Source organism: Microcoleus sp. AT8-A3 (assembly GCF_036705675.1).
GTDB lineage: Bacteria > Cyanobacteriota > Cyanobacteriia > Cyanobacteriales > Microcoleaceae > Microcoleus.
The window spans coordinates 1-20124 of the sequence record NZ_JAUBVD010000083.1 but is presented as its reverse complement, the minus strand read 5'-3'; the positions used below and the strand labels follow the sequence as shown (position 1 = coordinate 20124).

Below are 20124 nucleotides of genomic sequence, written 5' to 3'. Positions count from 1 at the left end.
GCTCAAAGTAAAAGTGAAAGGGGAGGGACTTGAAGCCTCCCATGTCTATAAATGACTATACTTTTACCAGCTATGAGAAGGTACAACAACTAACGTGATCAAAAAAAGTTTAATGATCGGCATCATCGCGCTGTTGCTGTTAAGCGTGCCGCTAACGGACAATGCCTTAGCTCAAGATGCTGCTGGTACTGCTGCGGTGGTGCCAAATCCGATCGACACCGGCGATACGGCCTGGATGTTGGTTTCCTCAGCACTGGTATTGCTGATGACACCAGGGCTGGCGTTTTTCTACGGGGGACTGGTGCGATCGCGCAACGTCCTCAACACCATGATGATGAGCTTAATCATGATGGGACTGATCGGCGTCACATGGACGCTGTGGGGCTACAGTTTGGCCTTTGATGTCACCGCCAGCAACCTAAATCCTAAAGGGTTTGGGCAAGGGATCGAAAGCTTCATCGGCGGCTTCGACTGGATGTTCTTGAACAACGTCACGGCGGACACACCAGATCCGATCGGCTATGCACCGAGAATACCCCACCAAGTCTTCATGGTGTACCAGATGATGTTCGCCATCATAACTCCAGCCTTGATTTCCGGGGCGATCGTCGAACGGGTAACATTTAAAACCTATTTCTGGTTCGTGCTGCTGTGGTCTACCTTTATCTACTCTCCTTTAGCTCACTGGGTTTGGGGTAGAGGCTGGCTGGAGGCGATCGGAGTTTTAGACTTTGCCGGCGGCACAGTCGTGCACATCAGTTGCGGTGTTTCAGCAGTTGTCGCAGCTTGGGTAATCGGGCCCCGCAAAGACCACTTGAAGAAACCCCACACCCCCCACAACGTACCCTACGTCTTGTTGGGAATTGGGATGCTGTGGTTTGGCTGGTTTGGCTTCAACGGCGGTAGCGCTTTGGGAGCTGGTTCTTTAGCAACAGTGGCTTTTGTCACCACCATGATTTCTGCAGCAGTCGGCGGTTTAACTTGGACAATTGTCGAATGGGTGCTCAGAGGCAAACCGACAGCAGTGGGAATTGCTAGCGGTTTCCTCGCGGGATTGGTCGGCATCACACCTGCCGCTGGATTCGTGCTGCCAGTAGGAGCGCTTTTGATCGGATCGATCACTTCGGTTTGTTGCTTCTTTGCCATTAGCTGGCGCGCTAAGCTTGGATTTGATGACTCTTTGGATACCTACCCGCTTCACGGCGTCGGCGGAACTGTGGGCGTTATTCTGACGGGCGTATTTGCCACTAAAGCGGTTAACTTTGCCGGAAATGACGGGCTGTTTGCCGGGAATCCGGGGCAAATCGGCACCCAGTTGATAGGCGTTCTAGCTACTTACGTGTTTGCGGGTGTCGGCACTTTTGTGATCCTGAAAATTTTGGAACAGTTTATGGAACTGCGAGTGCCGTCATCTGCTGAAGACAAAGGTTTGGATATTGACTTGCACGGGGAAGAAGCTTACGGTGAGGATTTTGGCGGCGGTTTCAGTTCGTTTGAATCGAGTTCTCCTTTTGCGCCGAAGAAGATTTGAAGCTGATTATTTGAATAAGTTTGATCGTGTAGAGATGCAGGTATCTGGGTCTCTACGCTTTTTTTTAAGTTTTTTTTAACGAGTCGCGAAGGCGCGTTCATTCTTTCTTGGCTCTCAATTCAATGTGTCGATCGTATTGTAAAACTTCATTGAGTTTATAAGCAATTATAAACAATAATGGTATTCTATTGTTGTGAGTGTTGAACAAGGAATACGCATAGCCCAAAAAACGCAAGTCTCAAATGCAACTAACACAGAGGCACATCATTAAATCGACGGAACACCGTTTCGCCCAAATAGACGAACTAGCTTTCAAGTCCAAAAACCTCTACAATGCCGCCAATTACGTCATTCGTCAGAGCTTTATTTATGGATGGGGTTATGTCAGTTATAACGAAATGAACCGATTGATGAAGTCTCATGAAGCCTACAAGGCTTTGCCTGCTAAAGTAAGTCAGCAAATCTTGATGGTGCTAGACAAGAATTGGAAATCGTTTTTTGAAGCCGTTAAAGCTTACAAAGCTGACTCTTCAAGATTCACGGGTAGCCCAAAATTGCCAAAGTACAAAGATAAGACTAAAGGGCGAAACCTTCTCGTCTACACGATTCAAGCAATTAGCAGCAAACAGTTGAAGAAAGGAATCATTAAACTTTCCGGCACTGAACTTTCAATTAAAACCCAACTCAATCCCAACCAGATTTGTCAAGTTAGACTGGTTCCGAAATGTGATTCCTATGTAATTGAGGTGATTTATGATGAAGCGGAGTCCACCCTTGGCAATGCCAACTCTGTAGCTAGTATTGATTTGGGACTGGATAATTTAGTGGCGTTAACTTCAAATCAGCCGGGATTTATCCCTTTGTTGATTAACGGGCGACCATTGAAATCGATTAACCAGTTTTACAATAAGCGGAAAGCACGATTGCAATCCCAGTTAAAAGGGAATCGCAAAACTTCGCCCCGCATGAGCGCGCTTAACTCGCTGTCGCCATCAAAAAGTTGATAATTACTTGCATCATGCTAGCCGTCTAATTATTAACCTTTTGCTAACCAAGCAGATTGGGACGCTAGTAATTGGCAAGAACGCGCAGTGGAAAACAGAAATCGAGTTAGGGAAGCAAACCAATCAAAACTTTGTTAGTATTCCTCACTCTCGATTAATTGAAATGTTGGAGTACAAAGCTCGGTTGGCGGGAATCACAGTAATTGTGCAGGAAGAATCCTACACATCCCGATCCAGTTTTTTAGGTTTAGACCCAATTCCTGTTTATGGAAAAACAGAAAAAGAGCCTGTGTTTACTGGTAAACGGATTAAGCGGGGTTTGTACAAAACGTCGAGTGGTCAGCTAATTAATTCCGATGTGAATGCAGCGTACAATATTCTCAGAAAAGCAATCCCAAATGCGTTCCGCAATGGGATAGGGAGCTGCGTAGTTCGAGCCTTGCGCGGGTCGATCCGCTCAAAGTAAAAGTGAAAGGGGAGGGGCTTAGCGCCTCCCATGTCATGCAATAAATGACTATACTTTTACCAGCTATAAATAGCATATCCCCTGTCTGCTACTGAGCCAATAAGTCCGATCGCACCCCAGGCATTCTAAAATCAAAGGTAATTAACCTAGATTTCAACTCAATACCACATGGATACTAAAGCTTTTAAACGATCGCTCCAACAGTCGGAAAACTACCACCGCAAGGGTTTCGGACACGAAGCTGAGGTAGCTGGGGTAATGCAGACGGCTTATCAAAGCAGTCTGATCCAGCAAATTCGCGACAATAATTACAGACTGGAACGTGGGGCAGTCACGATCCGGCTAGCTGAGGCTTTTGGCTTTTGCTGGGGGGTGGAACGCGCTGTAGCTATTGCTTACGAGACTCGCCAGCATTTCCCAACCGAACGGATTTGGATTACTAATGAGATTATTCATAATCCGTCTGTCAATCAGCATCTCCGGGAGATGGAAGTTGGTTTTATTGCTGTTGAGAACGGGCAGAAAGATTTTTCGGTTGTCGATAGGGGCGATGTGGTAATTTTACCTGCTTTTGGAGCCAGTGTCCAAGAAATGCAGTTGCTTAATGATAATGGCTGCAAGATTGTTGATACTACTTGTCCTTGGGTTTCTAAGGTTTGGAATACTGTTGAAAAGCACAAAAAAAAGGATTACACTTCGATTATTCACGGTCAGTATAAGCATGAGGAAACTGTTGCTACGAGTTCTTTTGCTGATAAGTATTTGATTGTGCTGAATTGGCAAGAAGCTGAATATGTCAGCAATTATATCTTGCATGGGGGCGATCGCGCTGAGTTTCTTACTAAGTTTAGTAAGGCTTATTCTGCTGGTTTTGACCCGGATCTGGATTTAGAAAGGGTAGGAATTGCTAACCAAACTACTATGCTCAAAACTGAGACAGAGAATATTGGCAAGTTGTTTGAAAAAACAATGATGCGGAAGTTCGGACCGGAGAATTTGAGCGAGCATTTTCTGAGTTTTAATACTATCTGCGATGCGACTCAGGAACGGCAAGATGCTATGTTGAGTTTGGTTGAGGAAAAGTTGGATTTGATGCTGGTGATTGGGGGTTTTAATTCTTCTAATACTACGCATTTACAGGAAATTGCGATCGACAAAACTGTTCCTTCTTTTCACATTGATTGTGCGGAGCGCATTTTACCGGGAAATCGGATCGAACACAAGCCTTTGGGGGGAGATTTGGTCGTAACTGAAGGTTGGCTACCGGATGGTAAAATTGTAGTGGGCGTGACTTCGGGTGCTTCTACGCCTGATAAGGTTGTTGAAGATGCGATCGATCGCATTTTCGCGATGAAAGCGGCTGCGATTGTGTAATTATATTGTTTCGGGTGCGATTCGTTTAGCCGAGTGCGACCTGATAAGGTTGTTTAGTATGGGAAGCCCACTTCCCTACCGGATTCACACCCGCTACTCCCACGTAAAAAACTTCATTTGAAGTCCGGTCATGCCTCAAGTAAGCAGTCAACAACCCGGTACCGATCGGAGTGTGCGATTCGTTTAACCTAAAGTAAGTTAAAAAGCTTGCGAGACGGTTAGCCCAGTTGATGAGACTGGTGACAACTGGTTACATTTGAAGGTGAACCGCCATGCGGTAAGTCCTTCCCTCCAAGTGCAGGAGTGAAAGCATATCCCCTAGTTTACCGGGTGGCAACCAATAGGCTAAAGCGGGGTAGCCCTGTCAAGGTGTTCTTTATTCAGGCATTCTTGGTGAATCTTGAACGGCAACGGTCGCTGGCGACAAGCTTGGCAACCTTACGAATAAACTTAGATCGGCGACTGTTGCCGTTCTCTTCGATTTGCGGGTATCGGTATAATGGTTGAAACCTTGTAGGACTAGCATACAAGCTATTGGCTCACCCCATCTTGCAGTATTTAGGAGAAACTGCTGCCTCTATGACTGATGTGATGCAATTTCTGGGAGATAGTCCACCAAAGTTACTAGCTAATTATCAAATCAGAATCATTGATGGCAACTGTTTAGCTGCGGGGTAGTAATAAATATGTAGTGATTAGATATTTATTGGCTCAAAACATAGTTGTAATGATGGATAAAATACCAAATAGCACCAATATGGTTTTCTAACTTTTTAGAAAATGAAAGAGTTTTTCTTACGATCCGAAAAACACGTTGGCGCAAAGTATTATTAAATCTTTCAATGTGATTAGTTTTTCCACTGTCTTTCCCAACTGGCTGAGGGCGTAGCGAAGGAAAAATACAAGCATATGCAGCCCAAAAATCTGTATAGCAAACAGCACATTGTCGATATACAGAAGGTAGAGAATTCCATAATTGTTTGGCTCCTTCTTCGCTACGATCACCAATATAAAGACCAATAATTTCTCTGGTCTCTCTATCCATTGCGGCGCCACACCCATTGCTTATTTTCTTGGTAATCTACAAATGGGCACAGTTCATCACATTCAACATTCAATCTGACTTTTTTTAGGTTTAACCTTTACTCTGCGTTCGAGTGAGGCATATTTATTATTTACGTAATCCTGTAACCATTTTTGAGAAACACCCGTGCTTCTAGCTATACCAGCCAAAGAAATATTCTCCAAAAGAAGTTGATCGATTAAATCTTTTGTTGCTGAGCTAATTACCATGAAAATGTGGAATCCTCGATTCACGCGACGAGTCATCCCACACTAATCGAAGCGACAAGCGTGTGGGGATTCCCGTCTGACTAGCTAAACTCCAAGGGGTAATATATACTTGGATGCGAACCTGCTAACCTGAAATTTTTAATTTTAGATATCAAAGAACTGACTGATGGATTTAGACCAACAGATTCAAGCATTGATCGAAAAAGCTCCGCCCGACGGTTCGACGCCACAAATCTTAAAGGCGATCGCCCCGGCCCTGGTGTTAATTGCCCAACAGCTACAGCACCTTGAATACTCGATCCTGCAAGCGGTAGACCAAAGTTGGGCGATCGTGGTTTTGAGCAATCTCAAGCAACCGGGACGGGAGAAGAGGGTGATTTATGCTTGGAGCAGTATTAAAGATGCGTCGCAGGCTGCGGCTGCTGGGGGCGATCGCCTCAGACCGGTGCTTTTGCCTGTCACTCACATTTTATTTCAGATGATAGCTCTCGAAGGTCTTGACAGCATTGTTTTTTTTGAAAGTCCCGGAAATCAGGAAGTCGGGACGGAAATCCCTCGCGAGCAAGTACAGAGTTTAATTAACGTTTACTTGCAACAGTATCGATCGGCTCCACCGCCGGATCTTGCCTAAACAAATCAATTTTCTATTAATTGGTAACAGGGCATTAGGCATTGGGAATTCCCCATTACCAATTCCCCATTACCAATAAAGTGTAACTTTTTAACCTCTAATAAAGTCTACTCAAAACGTATTCAGCCAAATCAATCAAAGCTTGGCGGGACTCTGAATGGGGCAGCGCAGCTAAGTATTCGACTGCTTTCTGTGCGTGGTTTGTGGCTAGTTCTCGCGATCGCTCTATGCCTCTAGAATCTTCTACCAGTGCCAGGGCCTGCTCTAAATCTCCTTCTTGGGCAAATTCCCGTTCTATGAGAACTTCCAAGTAAGGTTTTTCTTCTAGGGCAAATAGTGCGGGTGCTGTCAGATTACCGCTTCTGAGATCCGAGCCTGCAGGTTTCCCCAAAGTTTCCGTTGAAGCGGTGAAATCTAATATATCATCTACTATTTGGAATGCCAAACCAATGTTTCGCCCGTAGTTGTACAAATCGTCTGCTATGGACGCTGAAACCTCGCTCAAACAGCCCGCTGCTTTGGAACTGTTGGCAATTAAAGACGCTGTTTTGTAATAACTTTTTTCGAGGTACGCTTCGATCGACAAGCTGGTGTCAAATCCATTTAGTCCCTGTTGAATTTCCCCCTCAGCTAAATCCATAATCACTTCTGAAAGCAGTTTGACTACTGGCAGGTTGTCGAGATTTGCCAAATGCCAGGAAGATTGAGCAAACAGAAAGTCTCCCGCCAATACTGCCACTCGGTTGTTAAACCGACTGTGAACCGTCGGCACTCCTCGCCGCAGATCCGACTCGTCCACCACGTCGTCGTGCACGAGACTAGCTGTGTGGATCATTTCCGTGATTTCAGCGAGGCGGCGGTGTTTTTCTGTGATTTCCCGATCGGGCATAGTCGCCTTGGCCATCAACAGAACGATCGCGGGTCTCACTCGTTTTCCCTTTGTGCCGAATAAGTATTCTGCAGCCGCGTACAAGATGGGATGACGGGCACCCACTAACTGTTTTAAGTTTTCTGTCAACAGTCGCAGGTCTTCTTCAACCGAGGAAAATAGGAGAGTGCTAGAGATCATGGATACGCCGACTCAAGCCGTAAAGTAACAAAATTTTACATATCATATCTTTATTTTAAGGTAATTCTCTGCAATAGAAAAGAAAAATCTAGGATATCTGCAGTTATTTGTCATCTACCACCCGATGGGAGTCACCCGTCTGCCAGAGGCGAGTAGCCGGCTGCCAGAGGGGTTGCCCCTATTGTATCGAATTGTTAAGGACCTTGCCAAAAATTCTCTAAATCCCAGAAACCCTGTGTTATTATGGGTATTAAGGATTTAAACAATTCTATACATTAAGTACAGCCAGACGGGCAGGTAGCTATTAGGTGCCTGTAAAAGTTTCGTAGAGCCAGCCTTGTTAGTCGATCGCAGCCAAAATTTCTGGTACAGATTTTTAGTTCCTCGCGGCTAAAAGTTTTCAGAAGTTAAGAGTAGCGCATCTTATGTGCACGGTAGCTCAAAGCAGCTAAAGTGGATGGTTTTAGGCTGTTTAAGCATCTGTAAAGCAGTAAATCATTGTTGATGACCGGGAACGCCTAAATGTTCCCGCAGGCTTGATATGGAAAAACAGCCTTCAGAACCAAGGCATGGTCTTGCGTGCTGACTTAATGTAGTAGGTCTTGAACTTGTCCTGCTCCTCCTCGTCCTTGACTTTTGGTTCTAATTATGATTTATCGCGATATTCCTCTAATTATTCCCATTCTGGCCGCCGGCTATGTAATGACTATTTATGTAGTGCTGATGTTGGCCCAACGCAGCGCTAAAATAACTCGATTGGGCGAGTAGTGCACTGCTGGGCAGCCGAAGTCGGCAGCAGCGCCCTCGCTTCACCCTTGAGAATTCGGAATACTCAATAATAACCCTGCCTTGAATGCTTGCGCGCAAAGGCAGGGTTATTATTTACAATTGCGGACACCCTGATTTTCTGGGCTGCTAGTTCCTGCAACACATAGCTACAGTTATCGATGTTCAATGCCAACAGCCTCTGAGGCAGGATATTATAAGTAGCAGCTTGTATCGCTCACGACAAGTTTCATGTCAGGGAAACTCTGCCAATGTTCCGAGAAAGCTATTAATTTTTTGTCAAAAACGCTGATTTTGAAGTTGTCTGCTATGAGGAAAAACTCGCAATATTCCTATTTTTCAGGACAAGAACTTACAAAAATAAAACACGAAATTTCTGAATCGAGCATCCGGCTTGCTCAACATAAGGAATCCATAAATTTGCACTGCAATTACATATTTCATCAAAGGGTGCTTAAGCTGTTGTGCATTTAATTTGTATGTTGAGGGCGGGCAGGATGCCCAACCCCTACTCCCCACAAGAGGAAAAATTTATTTTACTATGCAATTTAAATGCGGATTAGCTTAACTTGCTGAGTCAGTCAGATAGTCTCTGCCATTTATTCACAGCTTGCCAAGAAGATCATCTGGTACACAGAGAGCCACAAAAGTAATTTTTAATTTCAAAAATATTCTCGATATAACTGTATGGTAGAAAAGTAATTGCTACTATTAATAACCCCTTAAAAATTCATTAATTTTTGATTAAAAGACTACAACACCGAGTAGAAATTGTCAGAGAATCTTAAGCTACACTGCCTAAATAGTTGTGTAATCCAGACGAACTAAAACAATTTTCGATAAATCTGATGCACAATGGTTTACAAGCGATAGATAATTGCCTAATTTTAAAATTAGAGGTGAGAGAAGAAAATCAGAGCCGGCGCTCGTCAGTGGCAACTGAATTACTTGGTAATTTTGCCACGAATATGTGACCCGTTGTTTACCACAAAACCCGCCGACGAAGGCAGCGGGTTGGGACTGGAGATTGTTAAAAAAAGTGTGGAAAAACATTTGGCTAAAATAGAAGTAACATCAGTTATCGGCCAAAGGACGTGTATCGTGCCAATTCATATCGCCGTTTAGCGCGATCGCACTAAAAATCATACCAATGCGGGACTAAAATGCAACTTTAGACCGATGTCAATTCTCTATTGCTGTGAGGATACCGCGACTGTAAAATCTGAAATCTAAAATGGTATTAAGTGGCGGTTTCCCCTGCATCTATCCCCCTTGATTTGCCCATGTCACCAACAGTTTCTGATACTCAAAGCTTGCTAGAACAGGCGATCGACCCCAAACCGCCGGTGCTGCCTCCAGACACACCCTTGAAAGTCGCAATTGCTGCCATGACTCAGGCGAGTGCCAGTTGTATTTTAATCGCGTTTGAGCAGAAATTGCTCGGAATTTTTACAGAACGTGATGTTGTGAAAATAACTGCTAGCGAAATACCGCTAGCAGGGGTGGCAATTTCTGAGGTGATGACTGAAAACCCGATCGCCCTGAACCTCGATCAAGGGGGAAATATCTTCAAAGTATTGAGCATATTGCGATCGAAAAGAATCCGTCATTTACCCCTCCTAGACGAAGGTGGCAAGTTACTAGGCGCTATCACCTGCGAAAGCATCCGTCAAATCCTCAAACCGGCCGACTTGCTAAAAATGTGGCGCGCCGAAGAAATTATGACCACACAAGTAATAGTTACCTCAAGCAGCGCTTCAGTTTTAGAAGTCGTAAAACAGATGAGAACCCAGCGAAAAAGCTGCATAGTCATTTGCACTGACAGCGACAACAAAAATCAGAAACCTGTGGGCATAATTACAGAACGCGATATTGTTAAATTCCAAGCTTCGGGGCTAGATTTCGCACGTACTCCCGTCACCGCCGCGATGAGTTTTCCGCTGATACCGTTGCAGGTAAAAGCCACCTTGTGGCAGGCTCACCAGTTAATGCAGCAGCACGGCATCCGGCGCTTGGTGGTGGTGGACGAGGAAGGATATTTAGCCGGAATTGTGACTGAAATTAGCCTGCTGCAGGCCTTAGATCCGGTAGAAATGCACGCAAATGTCGAGCTTTTGCAGGAAACAGTCGCCGACAAAATTCAGGAGTTGAACAAAATGAACGAAGAATTGCAAAAAGAAGCGTTGCGGAGAACTGAAGTCGAGGAAAAATTGCGACTCTTAAATGATAATTTGGAAGAACAAATCAAACAGCGAACTTTAGAATTAATTAATGCCAACAGTCAGTTAAAAAAGGAAATACAAGACCGCACCACCGCTGAATCTGAAGTTCGCCGCCTCAACACCGAACTCGAACAGCGGGTTCTAGATCGCACAGTTCAACTAGCAGCCAGTAACGAAGAATTGCAGCAACAAATTAGCGGTAGAAAATTGCTCGAAGAAAAATTGCACTTTTCTGAAAGGAAAGTACGCGCCGTTTTTGAAGCGATGACAGACATCGTTCTCGTGCTAGATAGTCAGCGGAACATTGAAATTTTGCCAACGAATGTGGCAGCGATTTCTGAGTCTGATTTCGATATAGTCAGCTTGACTATAGAACATTTTCTTGACGATGACAACCCGGATGATTGGTGGGTCTTAGTCCAGCAAGTCTTAGAAACACAACAACCTATCAATTTTGACTACAGCTTAACATTTTGCGATCGCGCAATTTGGTTTTCTGCCTGCATTTCTCTGTTCTCAAAAGATGCAGTTATTTGGGTTGCCCGCAACATTAACGCCCGCAAAATAGCAGAGTCAGCGCTGTGCCAAAAAAATGCAGAGTTATCTCATACCTTAGAAGAACTGAAGCGGACTCAAAAAGAACTTATTCAATCAGAAAAAATGGCAGCCCTCGGACAGTTAATTGCCGGAGTTGCTCATGAAATCAATTCTCCTTTAGGGGCGATTCGCTCTTCTGTGCAGAACATCGCCGACTTCTGGACGGAACAGTTGCAGCAGTTGCCGATATTTTTTCAACAACTATCCCCGGAAAGGCGACAGGATTTCTTTGCTTTACTACACAAGTCCAGCCAAGAAACAGATACATTATCTAGTAAAGAAAAACGTCAGTTAAAAAAACTTTTGCAGGGTAAATTAGAATCAGAAAACATTGACGACGCCGCTAGTCTTGCCTGTACTTTATTAGATATCGGTATCGGCAATAATTTAGAACCTTTTTTACCTTTGTTGAAAGACAGCCAAAGTCGAAACATTGTACAAATCGCCTACCAATTTGCTACGGTACTAAAAAGTACCAAAAATATTGCTACTGCCACGGATAGGGCAGCTAAAATCGTTTTTGCTTTGAAAAGCTACTCTCGTTACGACCAGTCGGGTTCTAAAGTAATCGCTAATATTACCGACGGTATTGATACTGTTTTAACGCTTTACCAGTACCAAATCAAACACGGTGTGGAAGTAGTCAGAAACTATGGTACTAATTTGCCCTCTGTGCTATGCTATCCTGATGAACTCAGTCAAGTTTGGACAAATTTAGTTCACAATGCTTTACAAGCGATGGGTAACAAAGGCGTGTTAAAAATTGATGTCAAACACCAAGCGAATGCAATATCAGTCAGTATTACCGACAGTGGCCCCGGCATTCCCCCAGAAATTATGCCGAGAATTTTTGAGCCGTTTTTTACAACTAAACCTCCAGGGGAAGGCAGTGGGTTGGGATTAGATATAGTTCAAAAAATTCTGGAGAAACATCAAGGTGGACTGCAAGTAGAAAGCGTGCCTGGTCAAACAAAATTTACTATATCCTTGCCCATAGGAATCCCTTGATAGCAATAAAAAAAACCGGGAAATTACCCAATTTTACAATTTTAATATAAGTAAAGTTTTATGTCTAAACCAGTAATTTTGTGCGTTGACGATGAAGTTGTGGTCTTAAATAGTTTGAAAATTCAACTTAAAAAAGAATTTGGGGATGCTTACCTCTATGAAGTAGCAGAAAATGCAGATGAAGCTCTGGAAATTATGGAGGAAATTCAAAAAGAAGATGAAAGTGATATTTTAGTCATAGTATCTGACTGGTTAATGCCAGGGATTAAAGGAGATGATTTTTTGATTATGGTTCACCAAAAATATCCTAAAATTGTGAAAGTTATGCTGACCGGGCAAGCAGACGAAGTAGCAATATCACGGGTGAAAGAGCAAGCAAACTTGCACCGTTGTTTGTACAAGCCGTGGGAGCGCCAAGAATTAGTAGAAACTATAAAATCTGGTTTGACAAAAATATGAACAATAAACCTGTGATTATTTGTGTGGATGACGAACCGATAATTCTGGAAAGTTTGAAAATTGAGTTAAAAAAAACCCTGGGGGAAGAACACTTATTAGAAACCGCTGAAGGTGGCGAAGATGCTTTAGAGTTAATCGAGGAATTACTGGCAGAGGGCTGCGAAATAGTAGCAGTAATTTCCGACTATCTGATGCCGAATATCAAAGGGGACGAATTGCTGAAGCAGATTCACCGAATTTTGCCAAAGACTATCAAAATTATGCTGACGGGGCAAGCAGACTTAGAAGCCGTGGCGAATACTATTAAATATGCTAAATTGTACCGATACATATCGAAACCTTGGCAGTCGGAAGATTTGAAGTTGACGGTAAAAGAAGCGATTAACAGCTATTTTAGGGAGAAGCAATTAGCGCAACAAAATGCTCAGCTCCAAAAGCTAAATCAAGAACTGGAAACTTTAGTCGAGGAGCGGACTGCACAACTGCGCTTGTCTGAGGAAAAGTTTGCTAAAGCTTTTCGTTCTTCTCCCAACCCGATTACTATTACCAGATTTAATGACGGTCGTTATTTAGAAATTAATGAGGCTTTTTGTCAGACTATTGGTTATTCTGCTGCAGAAATTATCGATCGCACGGCGCTTGAGTTGAATCTTTGGGAAAATATACAAGCCCGCGCCGAGTTGTTTAAACTGTTAGATGAAAAACAAATTATTCTGAATTACGAATTTAATTTTCGCACTAAAACAGGGGAAGTTAGAACGGGGCTGCTGTCAGCAGAAATCATTGAAATTCATGGGGAAACCTGCGTAATTTCTGTGATTCAAGATATTAGCGATCGCAAATTAGCGGAAGAAAAACTCCGAGCTATAGCGGCTTCTTTAGCAGCAGCGCAAAGAATCGCCCGTGTCGGTAATTGGGAATGCGATTTATCGGCCAACACAACTACTTGGTCGGAAGAATTATCTCGGATTTTTGGGATCGCTCCAACCGAGCCTGCGCCAACACTAACTGAGTTTTTGCAATACGTGCATCCCGACGATCGACAAAAGTGGCAAACAACGATCGACACTGCTATTGCTAGCGGGCAATCTTACACTTTGGAATATCGAATTCTGCGCCCGGAACAGAAAATTGTTGCGGATAATTCTCCGTCACAAATAAGTGAAGCCGGCTTCATCCGCTACATCGAAGCCAGAGGAGAAGTAGTTGTCAACCAACAAGGGCAAGTGACAAAACTATTCACAACTTTGATGGACATTACTCCACGCAAGCTAGCAGAAATAGCCCTTGCAGAGAGCGAAGAAAAATACCGTCATTTAGTTGAGACTTCCCAAGATATTATCTGGTCTTGCAATGCTCAAGGACACATTACTTTTGTCAACCAAGCAGTTAAACAAATATACGGTTACGAGCCTGAAGAAATGCTCGGCTGTTCTTTTAGCGATTTCTTGGCTCCCGGAGAAATAGACTGGAAATGGGAACTTCAGCAGCGCTTGCTGACGGGAAAAACTGTGTTTCAGTACGAAAATATAGTATTAGGAAAAGACGGTAGAAAGATTGATGTAAATACCAAGGCGATCGCGCGCATGGACGCTGAAGGCAACATCATCGGCACAACAGGCACTGCTAGCGATATTACCGAACGCAAACAAGCTGAAATAGTCCTGCAAAAAGCCAAAGAAGAAGCCGACAGAGCGAACAGGGCAAAAAGCGAATTTCTCTCGAATATGAGCCACGAATTGCGAACTCCCCTCAACGCAATTCTCGGTTTCAGCCAACTGCTTGCCCGCGACCCAGACCTCGATGCAGACCAACAGCAATACTTAGGAATTATTACCCAGAGCGGGGAACATTTGCTTGTTCTGATTAACAATATTCTGCAAATGTCAAAAATTGAAGTCGGGCTGGTGACACTTAATAATAGCACCTTCGACTTACACAAAATGCTAAAAAATACTGAAAATATGCTGAAGCTGCAAGCCGAAAAAAAAGGGTTGCAGTTAATTTTTGATTGTTCACCAGCTCTCCCTCAATATATAGAAACTGACGAAAGCAAGTTGCGACAAGTCTTGATAAATGTAGTGGGAAATGCTATTAAGTTCACGGCAGAAGGTGGTGTCAACTTGAGAATCAAACATGAGTTGTTAAAAACTAAAAACGAGGGAGAGATTCAACCAATTGACAGTTGCTGTTTGCTATTTGAAGTGGAAGACACTGGTGCTGGAATTTCGGCGGAAGAAATGGAGAATTTGTTTAAACCTTTCGCGCAAACAGAGAGCGGGAAAAAAGCTCAAGAAGGAACCGGTTTGGGCTTGCCAATCAGCCAGCAGTTCGTTAAGTTAATGGGAGGGAAGATGACGGTAACAAGCACCCTCGGTCGCGGCAGCATTTTTAGATTTGATGTTAAAGTTTCGCTCCCTAATGCAGTGGAAATTCAGGTGGCTCAAACAGCTCGCCGAGTGGTGGGCCTGGAACCCGGACAGCCAGAATACCGGATTTTAGCTGTTGACGATCGCCTGGAAAGCCGCTTGCTGTTGGTTAGAATGCTGACATCCCTTGGCTTTGCGGTGCAGGAAGCTGAAAATGGGGTTCAAGCTGTGGAAATGTGGTCGAGTTGGGAACCTCATTTGATTTGGATGGATATGCGGATGCCGGTGATGGACGGTTACGAAGCTACTAAACAGATTAAAGCGCATTTGAAAGGTCAAGCAACGGTGATTATTGCTCTGACTGCAAGTGCTTTTGATGAGGAGCGATCGCTGATTTTGTCTGCTGGTTGCGATGATTTTGTAGCGAAGCCTTTTCGGGAGCAAGTGATTCTGGAAAAGATGGCTAAGTATCTGGGAGTCCGCTATGTTTACGATCGAGAAGCTTCGCTAAGTTCTGATGCTGCGGTGTCCGGCGAGGTTTCCAGGGTAAGTGAAACGGCTGATTTGGCTTTTACGCTGAATACTTCATTTTTGGAAGCTATGCCTGCGGAATGGGTTGATGAATTGTATTCTGCGGCGGATGCGGTTGATAACGAGGAGATTTTTCGGCTGTTGTTGTCGATTCCTCCTATTAATGCTAGTTTCGGCAACGCGATCGCCGATTTGGCGAATAACTTCCGGTGCGATCGGATTATCGATTTGATTGAGGAGTTTAGAAATTGTTGAAGGATGAAAGAAGAAGGGATAATAGTGGCAGGTTCAGGATTATTGATTGTGTAGGTCGATCGCCTATTTGTAAACTCGCCTGCGGGCGATCGACTAATTTACTTGTAGCCAAGCTCCACACCCTGCCAATCATCAGTCCTTCCCAATTCTTTAATCTCCAATATCTAATCTCAAATCTTAACTAGGATAAGTTCTGTAAATATAAAAGGAGTTGATTGAGGAGGGAGTGCTATAATGACTATTTAACCACTATTGATAATTCCCACAAATTTTAAATTAACAAAAAATAGCGATCGATGATCAAAAATCAAATAGAAGAAAATAAAGGCAACATATTAATTGTTGACGATACTCCAGAAAATTTGCAAGTTTTATCAGCAACGCTGTCCGATAGGGGCTACAAAGTCCGCGGCGTAATTAACGGCAAAATGGCAATCAGGGCCGCGCGCTCTGGTTGTCCCGATTTGATTTTGCTCGACATCAAAATGCCGGAAATGGACGGCTACGAAGTCTGCACCCAGCTCAAGGAAGATCCGAAGACATCCGAAATTCCTGTGATTTTTATCAGCGCTTTAGATGAAGTATTGGACAAACTAACCGCCTTTCAAGTGGGAGGGGTTGATTATGTCACAAAACCGTTTCATGTAGCAGAAGTTTTAGCGCGAATCGAACACCAACTGACTATCCAGAGATTGAAAAAACAATTGCTCGATCGCAATAAAGAACTGCAAGAAGAAATAATAGAACGCAAAAAAGCCGAAGAAGCAGCGGCCGCTGCATCGCTAGCAAAAAGTCAATTCGTTGCCAACATGAGCCACGAATTGCGGACTCCCCTGAACGCCATCCTGGGTTTTACCCAAGTCATGAGCCGCGACTCTTTGCTGGGCCACGAAAATCTCGAAAATCTCCGAATTATTAACCGCAGCGGTCAACATTTGCTGGAACTAATTAACGATGTTTTAGACTTGTCGAAAATAGAAGCAGGGATAATTGGCTTAGATCAACGCAGCTTTGACCTTTATCAACTCCTCGACACTCTCGAAGAAATGTTTCAAATTAAAGCTGAAACAAAAAAAATGCAACTGAGATTTTCCGTCGAGGCTAATGTTCCCCAATATATAAAAACTGACGAAAAAAAGCTGCGCGTTTGCTTAATTAACCTGCTGGCAAATGCCATGAAATTCACTCACGACGGGGGCCGTATTTGGCTGCGCGTGAGCGTGGAAAGCAACCAGCCACAGTCGGCAGAATCGGAAAGTCATCTTAACTATACCTTCGTCGATCCATTGTTAATTTTGTTTGAAGTTGAAGACACTGGAATTGGCATAGCAGCAGCAGAAATTGATACTTTATTTGATGCTTTTGTGCAAACACAAGCGGGGAGAAAAGCGGCTGATGGTACGGGATTGGGTTTGACAATTACTAAAAAATACGTGCAAATAATGGGGGGGGATATTTGGGTGAAAAGTGTTTTAGGTGAGGGAACCAGTTTTAAATTTAATATCCGAGTATTTGCCGCTATTTCGTCGGAAATAACAGTGGCGACATTCCAGCGTGCGATCGGACTAGAAGCAGATCAACCGATTTATCGGATTTTAGCAGTTGACGACAATCAAGAAAATCGGCTGCTGCTGGTTAAAATGTTGCAACCAATTGGTTTTGAAGTCCGAGAAGCGGAAAATGGCTACCAAGCGGTTGAACTTTGGGAAAGTTGGCAGCCTCATTTAATTTGGCTGGATACGCGAATGCCAGTAATGGACGGTTTTGAAGCTGTCCGACAAATTAGAGCCAAAGAGAAACAAACTCAGTGGCGAACTGTAATTATTGCTCTGACTGCTAGCACTTTTGAGGAAAAAAAAGGCGAAATTATCGCCGCAGGTTGCGACGATTTTGTGCGGAAACCTTTTCAAGAACAAATCCTTTTTGATAAGATGGCTTGCTACTTGGGAGTGCGCTATCTTTATCAAGAGTTGCCCCGACTCCCTGTCGGGGCTTTACGGCGTTATTGTGTGAACGAAAAACCCGATTCATTTTTCGGAGGGCTGCTGGCTCAAATGCCTCAAAGCTGGGTGAAGGAACTCCATGACGCAGCTAATGATGTTAATGAAGAGCTGGCGATTCAACTTGTCGATCGCATCTGGGAAAGTCATCCAACTTTAGCTGAGGCTTTAAAAGATTTGCTTGCCGATTACCGACTCGACAGGATAATGGATTTAACTCGATCGAGTTTAAAATAAATGGATAATAGCGAAATTAAAGTATTGGTGGTTGATGACCAACCAAGCAATCTGCGGTTCTTATCCAAACTGCTAACATCCCAGGGCTATCAAGTTTACCGAGCTATTTCCGGTCAACTGGCGTTGAATGTGGCGATCGCCCATCGCCCGGATTTAATTTTGCTCGACATTAGAATGCCGGAAATGAGCGGTTATGAAGTTTGTCGGAGACTGAAAGCGACACCTGAAACTGAACAAATTCCGGTAATTTTTTTAAGCGTATTAGATGAAATGAACGATAAATTACAAGCTTTTCGAGTAGGAGGCGCCGACTATATTACGAAACCATTTCAAGTAGAAGAAGTTTTAGCGCGCATCGACAAGCAAGTCCGCTTGCAAAAGCTGCAACAGCAATTAAAAGAACAAAATTATCAACTGCAACAGTCGCAGTCGCTGCTGGCTAGCATATTAAATAGTTCCTTAGACTGTGTGGTGGCTTATTCTGCAGTCCGCAACAGTGAGGGAAATATTGTAGATTTCCAGTGGCTGTTGATTAACCCTGCTGCTGAAAAATTTTATGGTCTGCTATTAAATGAGATAGTTGGCAAGAATTTGTTAGCCAAAGTTTCCCAAGTTAGCAATAACAGGTTATTTGATTTGTATGTTTCTGTAGTAGAAACAGGAGAAACTGTAGACCAAGAATTTTATTATGAACAGGAGGGAGATACAATTGTTTGGCTGCACATTGTGGCGGTCAAATTAAACGATGGTCTGGCAGTAACATTTCGTAACATTACCGAGCGTAAACGAGCAGAAATTGCCCTACGAGACAGCGAAGAACGCTTCCGCGCGATATTCGAGCAAGCTGCGGTCGGCATAGCTAAAACAGCGCTTTGCGGTAAATTTATGCGGGTAAATCCTGGCTTTTGTCAAATTGTCCGCTATGCACAATCTGAATTGTTACAGCAAAATTGGGAGGCAATTACTCACCCAGATGACAGAGAAGCGGACAGAGAATACCTGGGTTCGCTGTTATCTGGGAAGATTCAAACTTTTTCTGTGGAAAAGCGTTTGCTATGCAAAGATGAGGCAGTGCGCTGGGCAAATGTTACTGTGTCGGCAATGCGCGATGTCAAGGGGACGCTGCAGTATTTGATTTGTGCGATCGAGGATATTTCTGAACGCAAGCTGGTACAAGAAATGCTGCAAGCGAGTTTAGACGCTCAAACCCGCTACGCTCAAGAATTAACTCGTTCTAATGCCGAACTAGAACAGTTTGCTTATGTGGCTTCTCATGATTTGCAAGCGCCTTTGAGAACGATTGCTGGCTACGCTCAACTATTAGAAAAACGCTTTCCCAACCAACTTGATGCCCAAGGGAATAAATTTATCCGCAATATTGTTCATTCTTGCGATCGGATGCAGGCGCTCATTGATGACTTGCTGGAGTATTCGCGGGTAGGTCGCAGTCAGAAACCTTTTGAGCTCATAGATTGCAATCAGGTTTTTGAGGATGCTTGTGCTAATTTGCATTTGGCCATCCGCGAGAATCAAGCTTCAGTTACTAAGGGGAATTTGCCAAGGGTAAAAGCTGACTCTTTTCAACTGCTGCAACTGTTTCAAAATTTAATTGGTAACGCCATTAAGTACCGCAGCAGTGAGGCGCCGGTGGTGCAGGTGGACGCTTCGCATCAGGGGGATAGCTGGGTGTTTTCAGTGGAGGATAATGGTATTGGGATTGCCTCACAGTATCATCCGCGAATTTTTCAGATTTTTCAGCGCTTGCACACCCAAAAACAGTATTCGGGAACTGGTATCGGTTTAGCGATTTGTCAAAGAATTGTCGAGCGGCATGGCGGCAGCCTGTGGGTAGAATCAGAACCCAATCGAGGCTCGACTTTTTATTTTTCTATTCCTATATCAAAGTAAAGTCAATCGATTTTAGATTTTAGATTTTAGATTTTAGATTTTAGGTTTTAGGTTTTAGATTGCAGATTTTAGGTTTTAGATTGTAGATTGTAGATTGTAGATTTTAGGTTTTAGGTTTTAGATTGTAGATTGTAGATTTTAGGTTTTAGATTGTAGATTGTAGATTGTAGATTGTAGATTGTAGATTGTAGATTGTAGATTTTAGATTTTAGATTGTAGATTGTAGATTGTAGATTGTAGATTGTAGATTTTAGATTTTAGATTTTAGATTTTAGATTTTAGATTTTAGATTTTAGATTGTAGATTGTAGATTTTAGATTTTAGATTTTAGATTTTAGATTTTAGATTTTAGATTTTAGATTTTAGATTTTAGATTTTAGATTT

At 43.4% G+C, this 20124-nt stretch carries 11 protein-coding genes and 2 pseudogenes; 11 read left to right on the top strand and 2 right to left on the bottom strand.

The features are described 5' to 3' along the window. The first annotated feature begins 112 nt into the window (after positions 1-112). From QUB51_RS28045 to QUB51_RS28030, 4 genes and pseudogenes are all read left to right on the top strand, one after another. Positions 113-1531, top strand: coding sequence for an ammonium transporter (locus tag QUB51_RS28045; RefSeq protein WP_333056983.1), 1419 nt, complete (start codon positions 113-115; stop codon positions 1529-1531). A 242-nt stretch (positions 1532-1773) separates the two neighbouring features. Then, positions 1774-3045: pseudogene (locus tag QUB51_RS28040) on the top strand (RNA-guided endonuclease InsQ/TnpB family protein). Between the two features lie 124 nt (positions 3046-3169). After that, positions 3170-4375: a 4-hydroxy-3-methylbut-2-enyl diphosphate reductase gene (locus QUB51_RS28035; RefSeq protein ID WP_333056984.1), complete on the top strand. Its 1206-nt coding sequence runs from the start codon at positions 3170-3172 to the stop codon at positions 4373-4375. 534 nt (positions 4376-4909) lie between these two features. Further along, positions 4910-5053 (top strand): hypothetical protein, encoded by a 144-nt coding sequence (locus tag QUB51_RS28030; protein WP_333056986.1) that lies wholly within the window; start codon positions 4910-4912, stop codon positions 5051-5053. 25 nt (positions 5054-5078) lie between these two features. Here QUB51_RS28030 and QUB51_RS28025 read toward each other — a convergent pair. Beyond that, positions 5079-5662, bottom strand: a pseudogene (locus QUB51_RS28025) (IS1 family transposase); the annotation flags it as partial. Between the two features lie 172 nt (positions 5663-5834). Between QUB51_RS28025 and QUB51_RS28020 the strand changes: the two are divergent. Continuing rightward, the gene (locus QUB51_RS28020) at positions 5835-6299 is read left to right on the top strand and encodes a hypothetical protein (protein ID WP_333056987.1); all 465 of its coding nucleotides are present in this window, start codon (positions 5835-5837) and stop codon (positions 6297-6299) included. Positions 6300-6396: 97 nt separating this feature from the next. Here the strand turns inward: QUB51_RS28020 and sds are convergent, their stop codons facing one another. Then, on the bottom strand, positions 6397-7368 hold the full coding sequence (gene sds / locus QUB51_RS28015; protein ID WP_333211994.1) for a solanesyl diphosphate synthase: 972 nt from the start codon (positions 7366-7368) through the stop codon (positions 6397-6399). 1734 nt (positions 7369-9102) lie between these two features. Here sds and QUB51_RS30515 point away from each other — a divergent pair. From QUB51_RS30515 to QUB51_RS27990, 6 genes are all read left to right on the top strand, one after another. Then, the gene (locus QUB51_RS30515) at positions 9103-9279 is read left to right on the top strand and encodes an ATP-binding protein (protein ID WP_445251591.1); all 177 of its coding nucleotides are present in this window, start codon (positions 9103-9105) and stop codon (positions 9277-9279) included. 158 nt (positions 9280-9437) lie between these two features. Further along, positions 9438-11981, top strand: a complete 2544-nt coding sequence (locus QUB51_RS28010; RefSeq protein WP_333180435.1) for a CBS domain-containing protein — start codon at positions 9438-9440, stop codon at positions 11979-11981. A 60-nt stretch (positions 11982-12041) separates the two neighbouring features. After that, positions 12042-12440, top strand: coding sequence for a response regulator (locus tag QUB51_RS28005; RefSeq protein ID WP_333056990.1), 399 nt, complete (start codon positions 12042-12044; stop codon positions 12438-12440). After that, complete coding sequence (locus QUB51_RS28000; protein WP_333180434.1) at positions 12437-15595, top strand: PAS domain S-box protein; 3159 nt, start codon at positions 12437-12439, stop codon at positions 15593-15595. The genes QUB51_RS28005 and QUB51_RS28000 overlap by 4 nt, the downstream gene beginning before the upstream one ends. A 296-nt stretch (positions 15596-15891) precedes the next feature. Beyond that, positions 15892-17832 (top strand): response regulator, encoded by a 1941-nt coding sequence (locus tag QUB51_RS27995; protein WP_333264188.1) that lies wholly within the window; start codon positions 15892-15894, stop codon positions 17830-17832. Further along, positions 17833-19740 carry a PAS domain S-box protein gene (locus tag QUB51_RS27990; protein WP_333264190.1) on the top strand — a complete coding sequence of 636 codons (1908 nt, stop codon included), beginning with the start codon at positions 17833-17835 and terminating at the stop codon, positions 19738-19740. The last annotated feature ends 384 nt before the right edge of the window (positions 19741-20124 follow it).

What these genes read in the sequence shown, in the direction of transcription:
- QUB51_RS28045 (WP_333056983.1), top strand. Translation starts at nt 113, where the DNA reads ATGATCGGCATCATCGCGCTGTTGCTGTTAAGCGTGCCGCTAACGGAC.
- QUB51_RS28035 (WP_333056984.1), top strand. Translation starts at nt 3,170, where the DNA reads ATGGATACTAAAGCTTTTAAACGATCGCTCCAACAGTCGGAAAACTAC.
- QUB51_RS28020 (WP_333056987.1), top strand. Translation starts at nt 5,835, where the DNA reads ATGGATTTAGACCAACAGATTCAAGCATTGATCGAAAAAGCTCCGCCC.
- sds (WP_333211994.1), bottom strand. Translation starts at nt 7,368, where the DNA reads ATGATCTCTAGCACTCTCCTATTTTCCTCGGTTGAAGAAGACCTGCGA.
- QUB51_RS28010 (WP_333180435.1), top strand. Translation starts at nt 9,438, where the DNA reads ATGTCACCAACAGTTTCTGATACTCAAAGCTTGCTAGAACAGGCGATC.
- QUB51_RS28005 (WP_333056990.1), top strand. Translation starts at nt 12,042, where the DNA reads ATGTCTAAACCAGTAATTTTGTGCGTTGACGATGAAGTTGTGGTCTTA.
- QUB51_RS28000 (WP_333180434.1), top strand. Translation starts at nt 12,437, where the DNA reads ATGAACAATAAACCTGTGATTATTTGTGTGGATGACGAACCGATAATT.
- QUB51_RS27995 (WP_333264188.1), top strand. Translation starts at nt 15,892, where the DNA reads ATGATCAAAAATCAAATAGAAGAAAATAAAGGCAACATATTAATTGTT.
- QUB51_RS27990 (WP_333264190.1), top strand. Translation starts at nt 17,833, where the DNA reads ATGGATAATAGCGAAATTAAAGTATTGGTGGTTGATGACCAACCAAGC.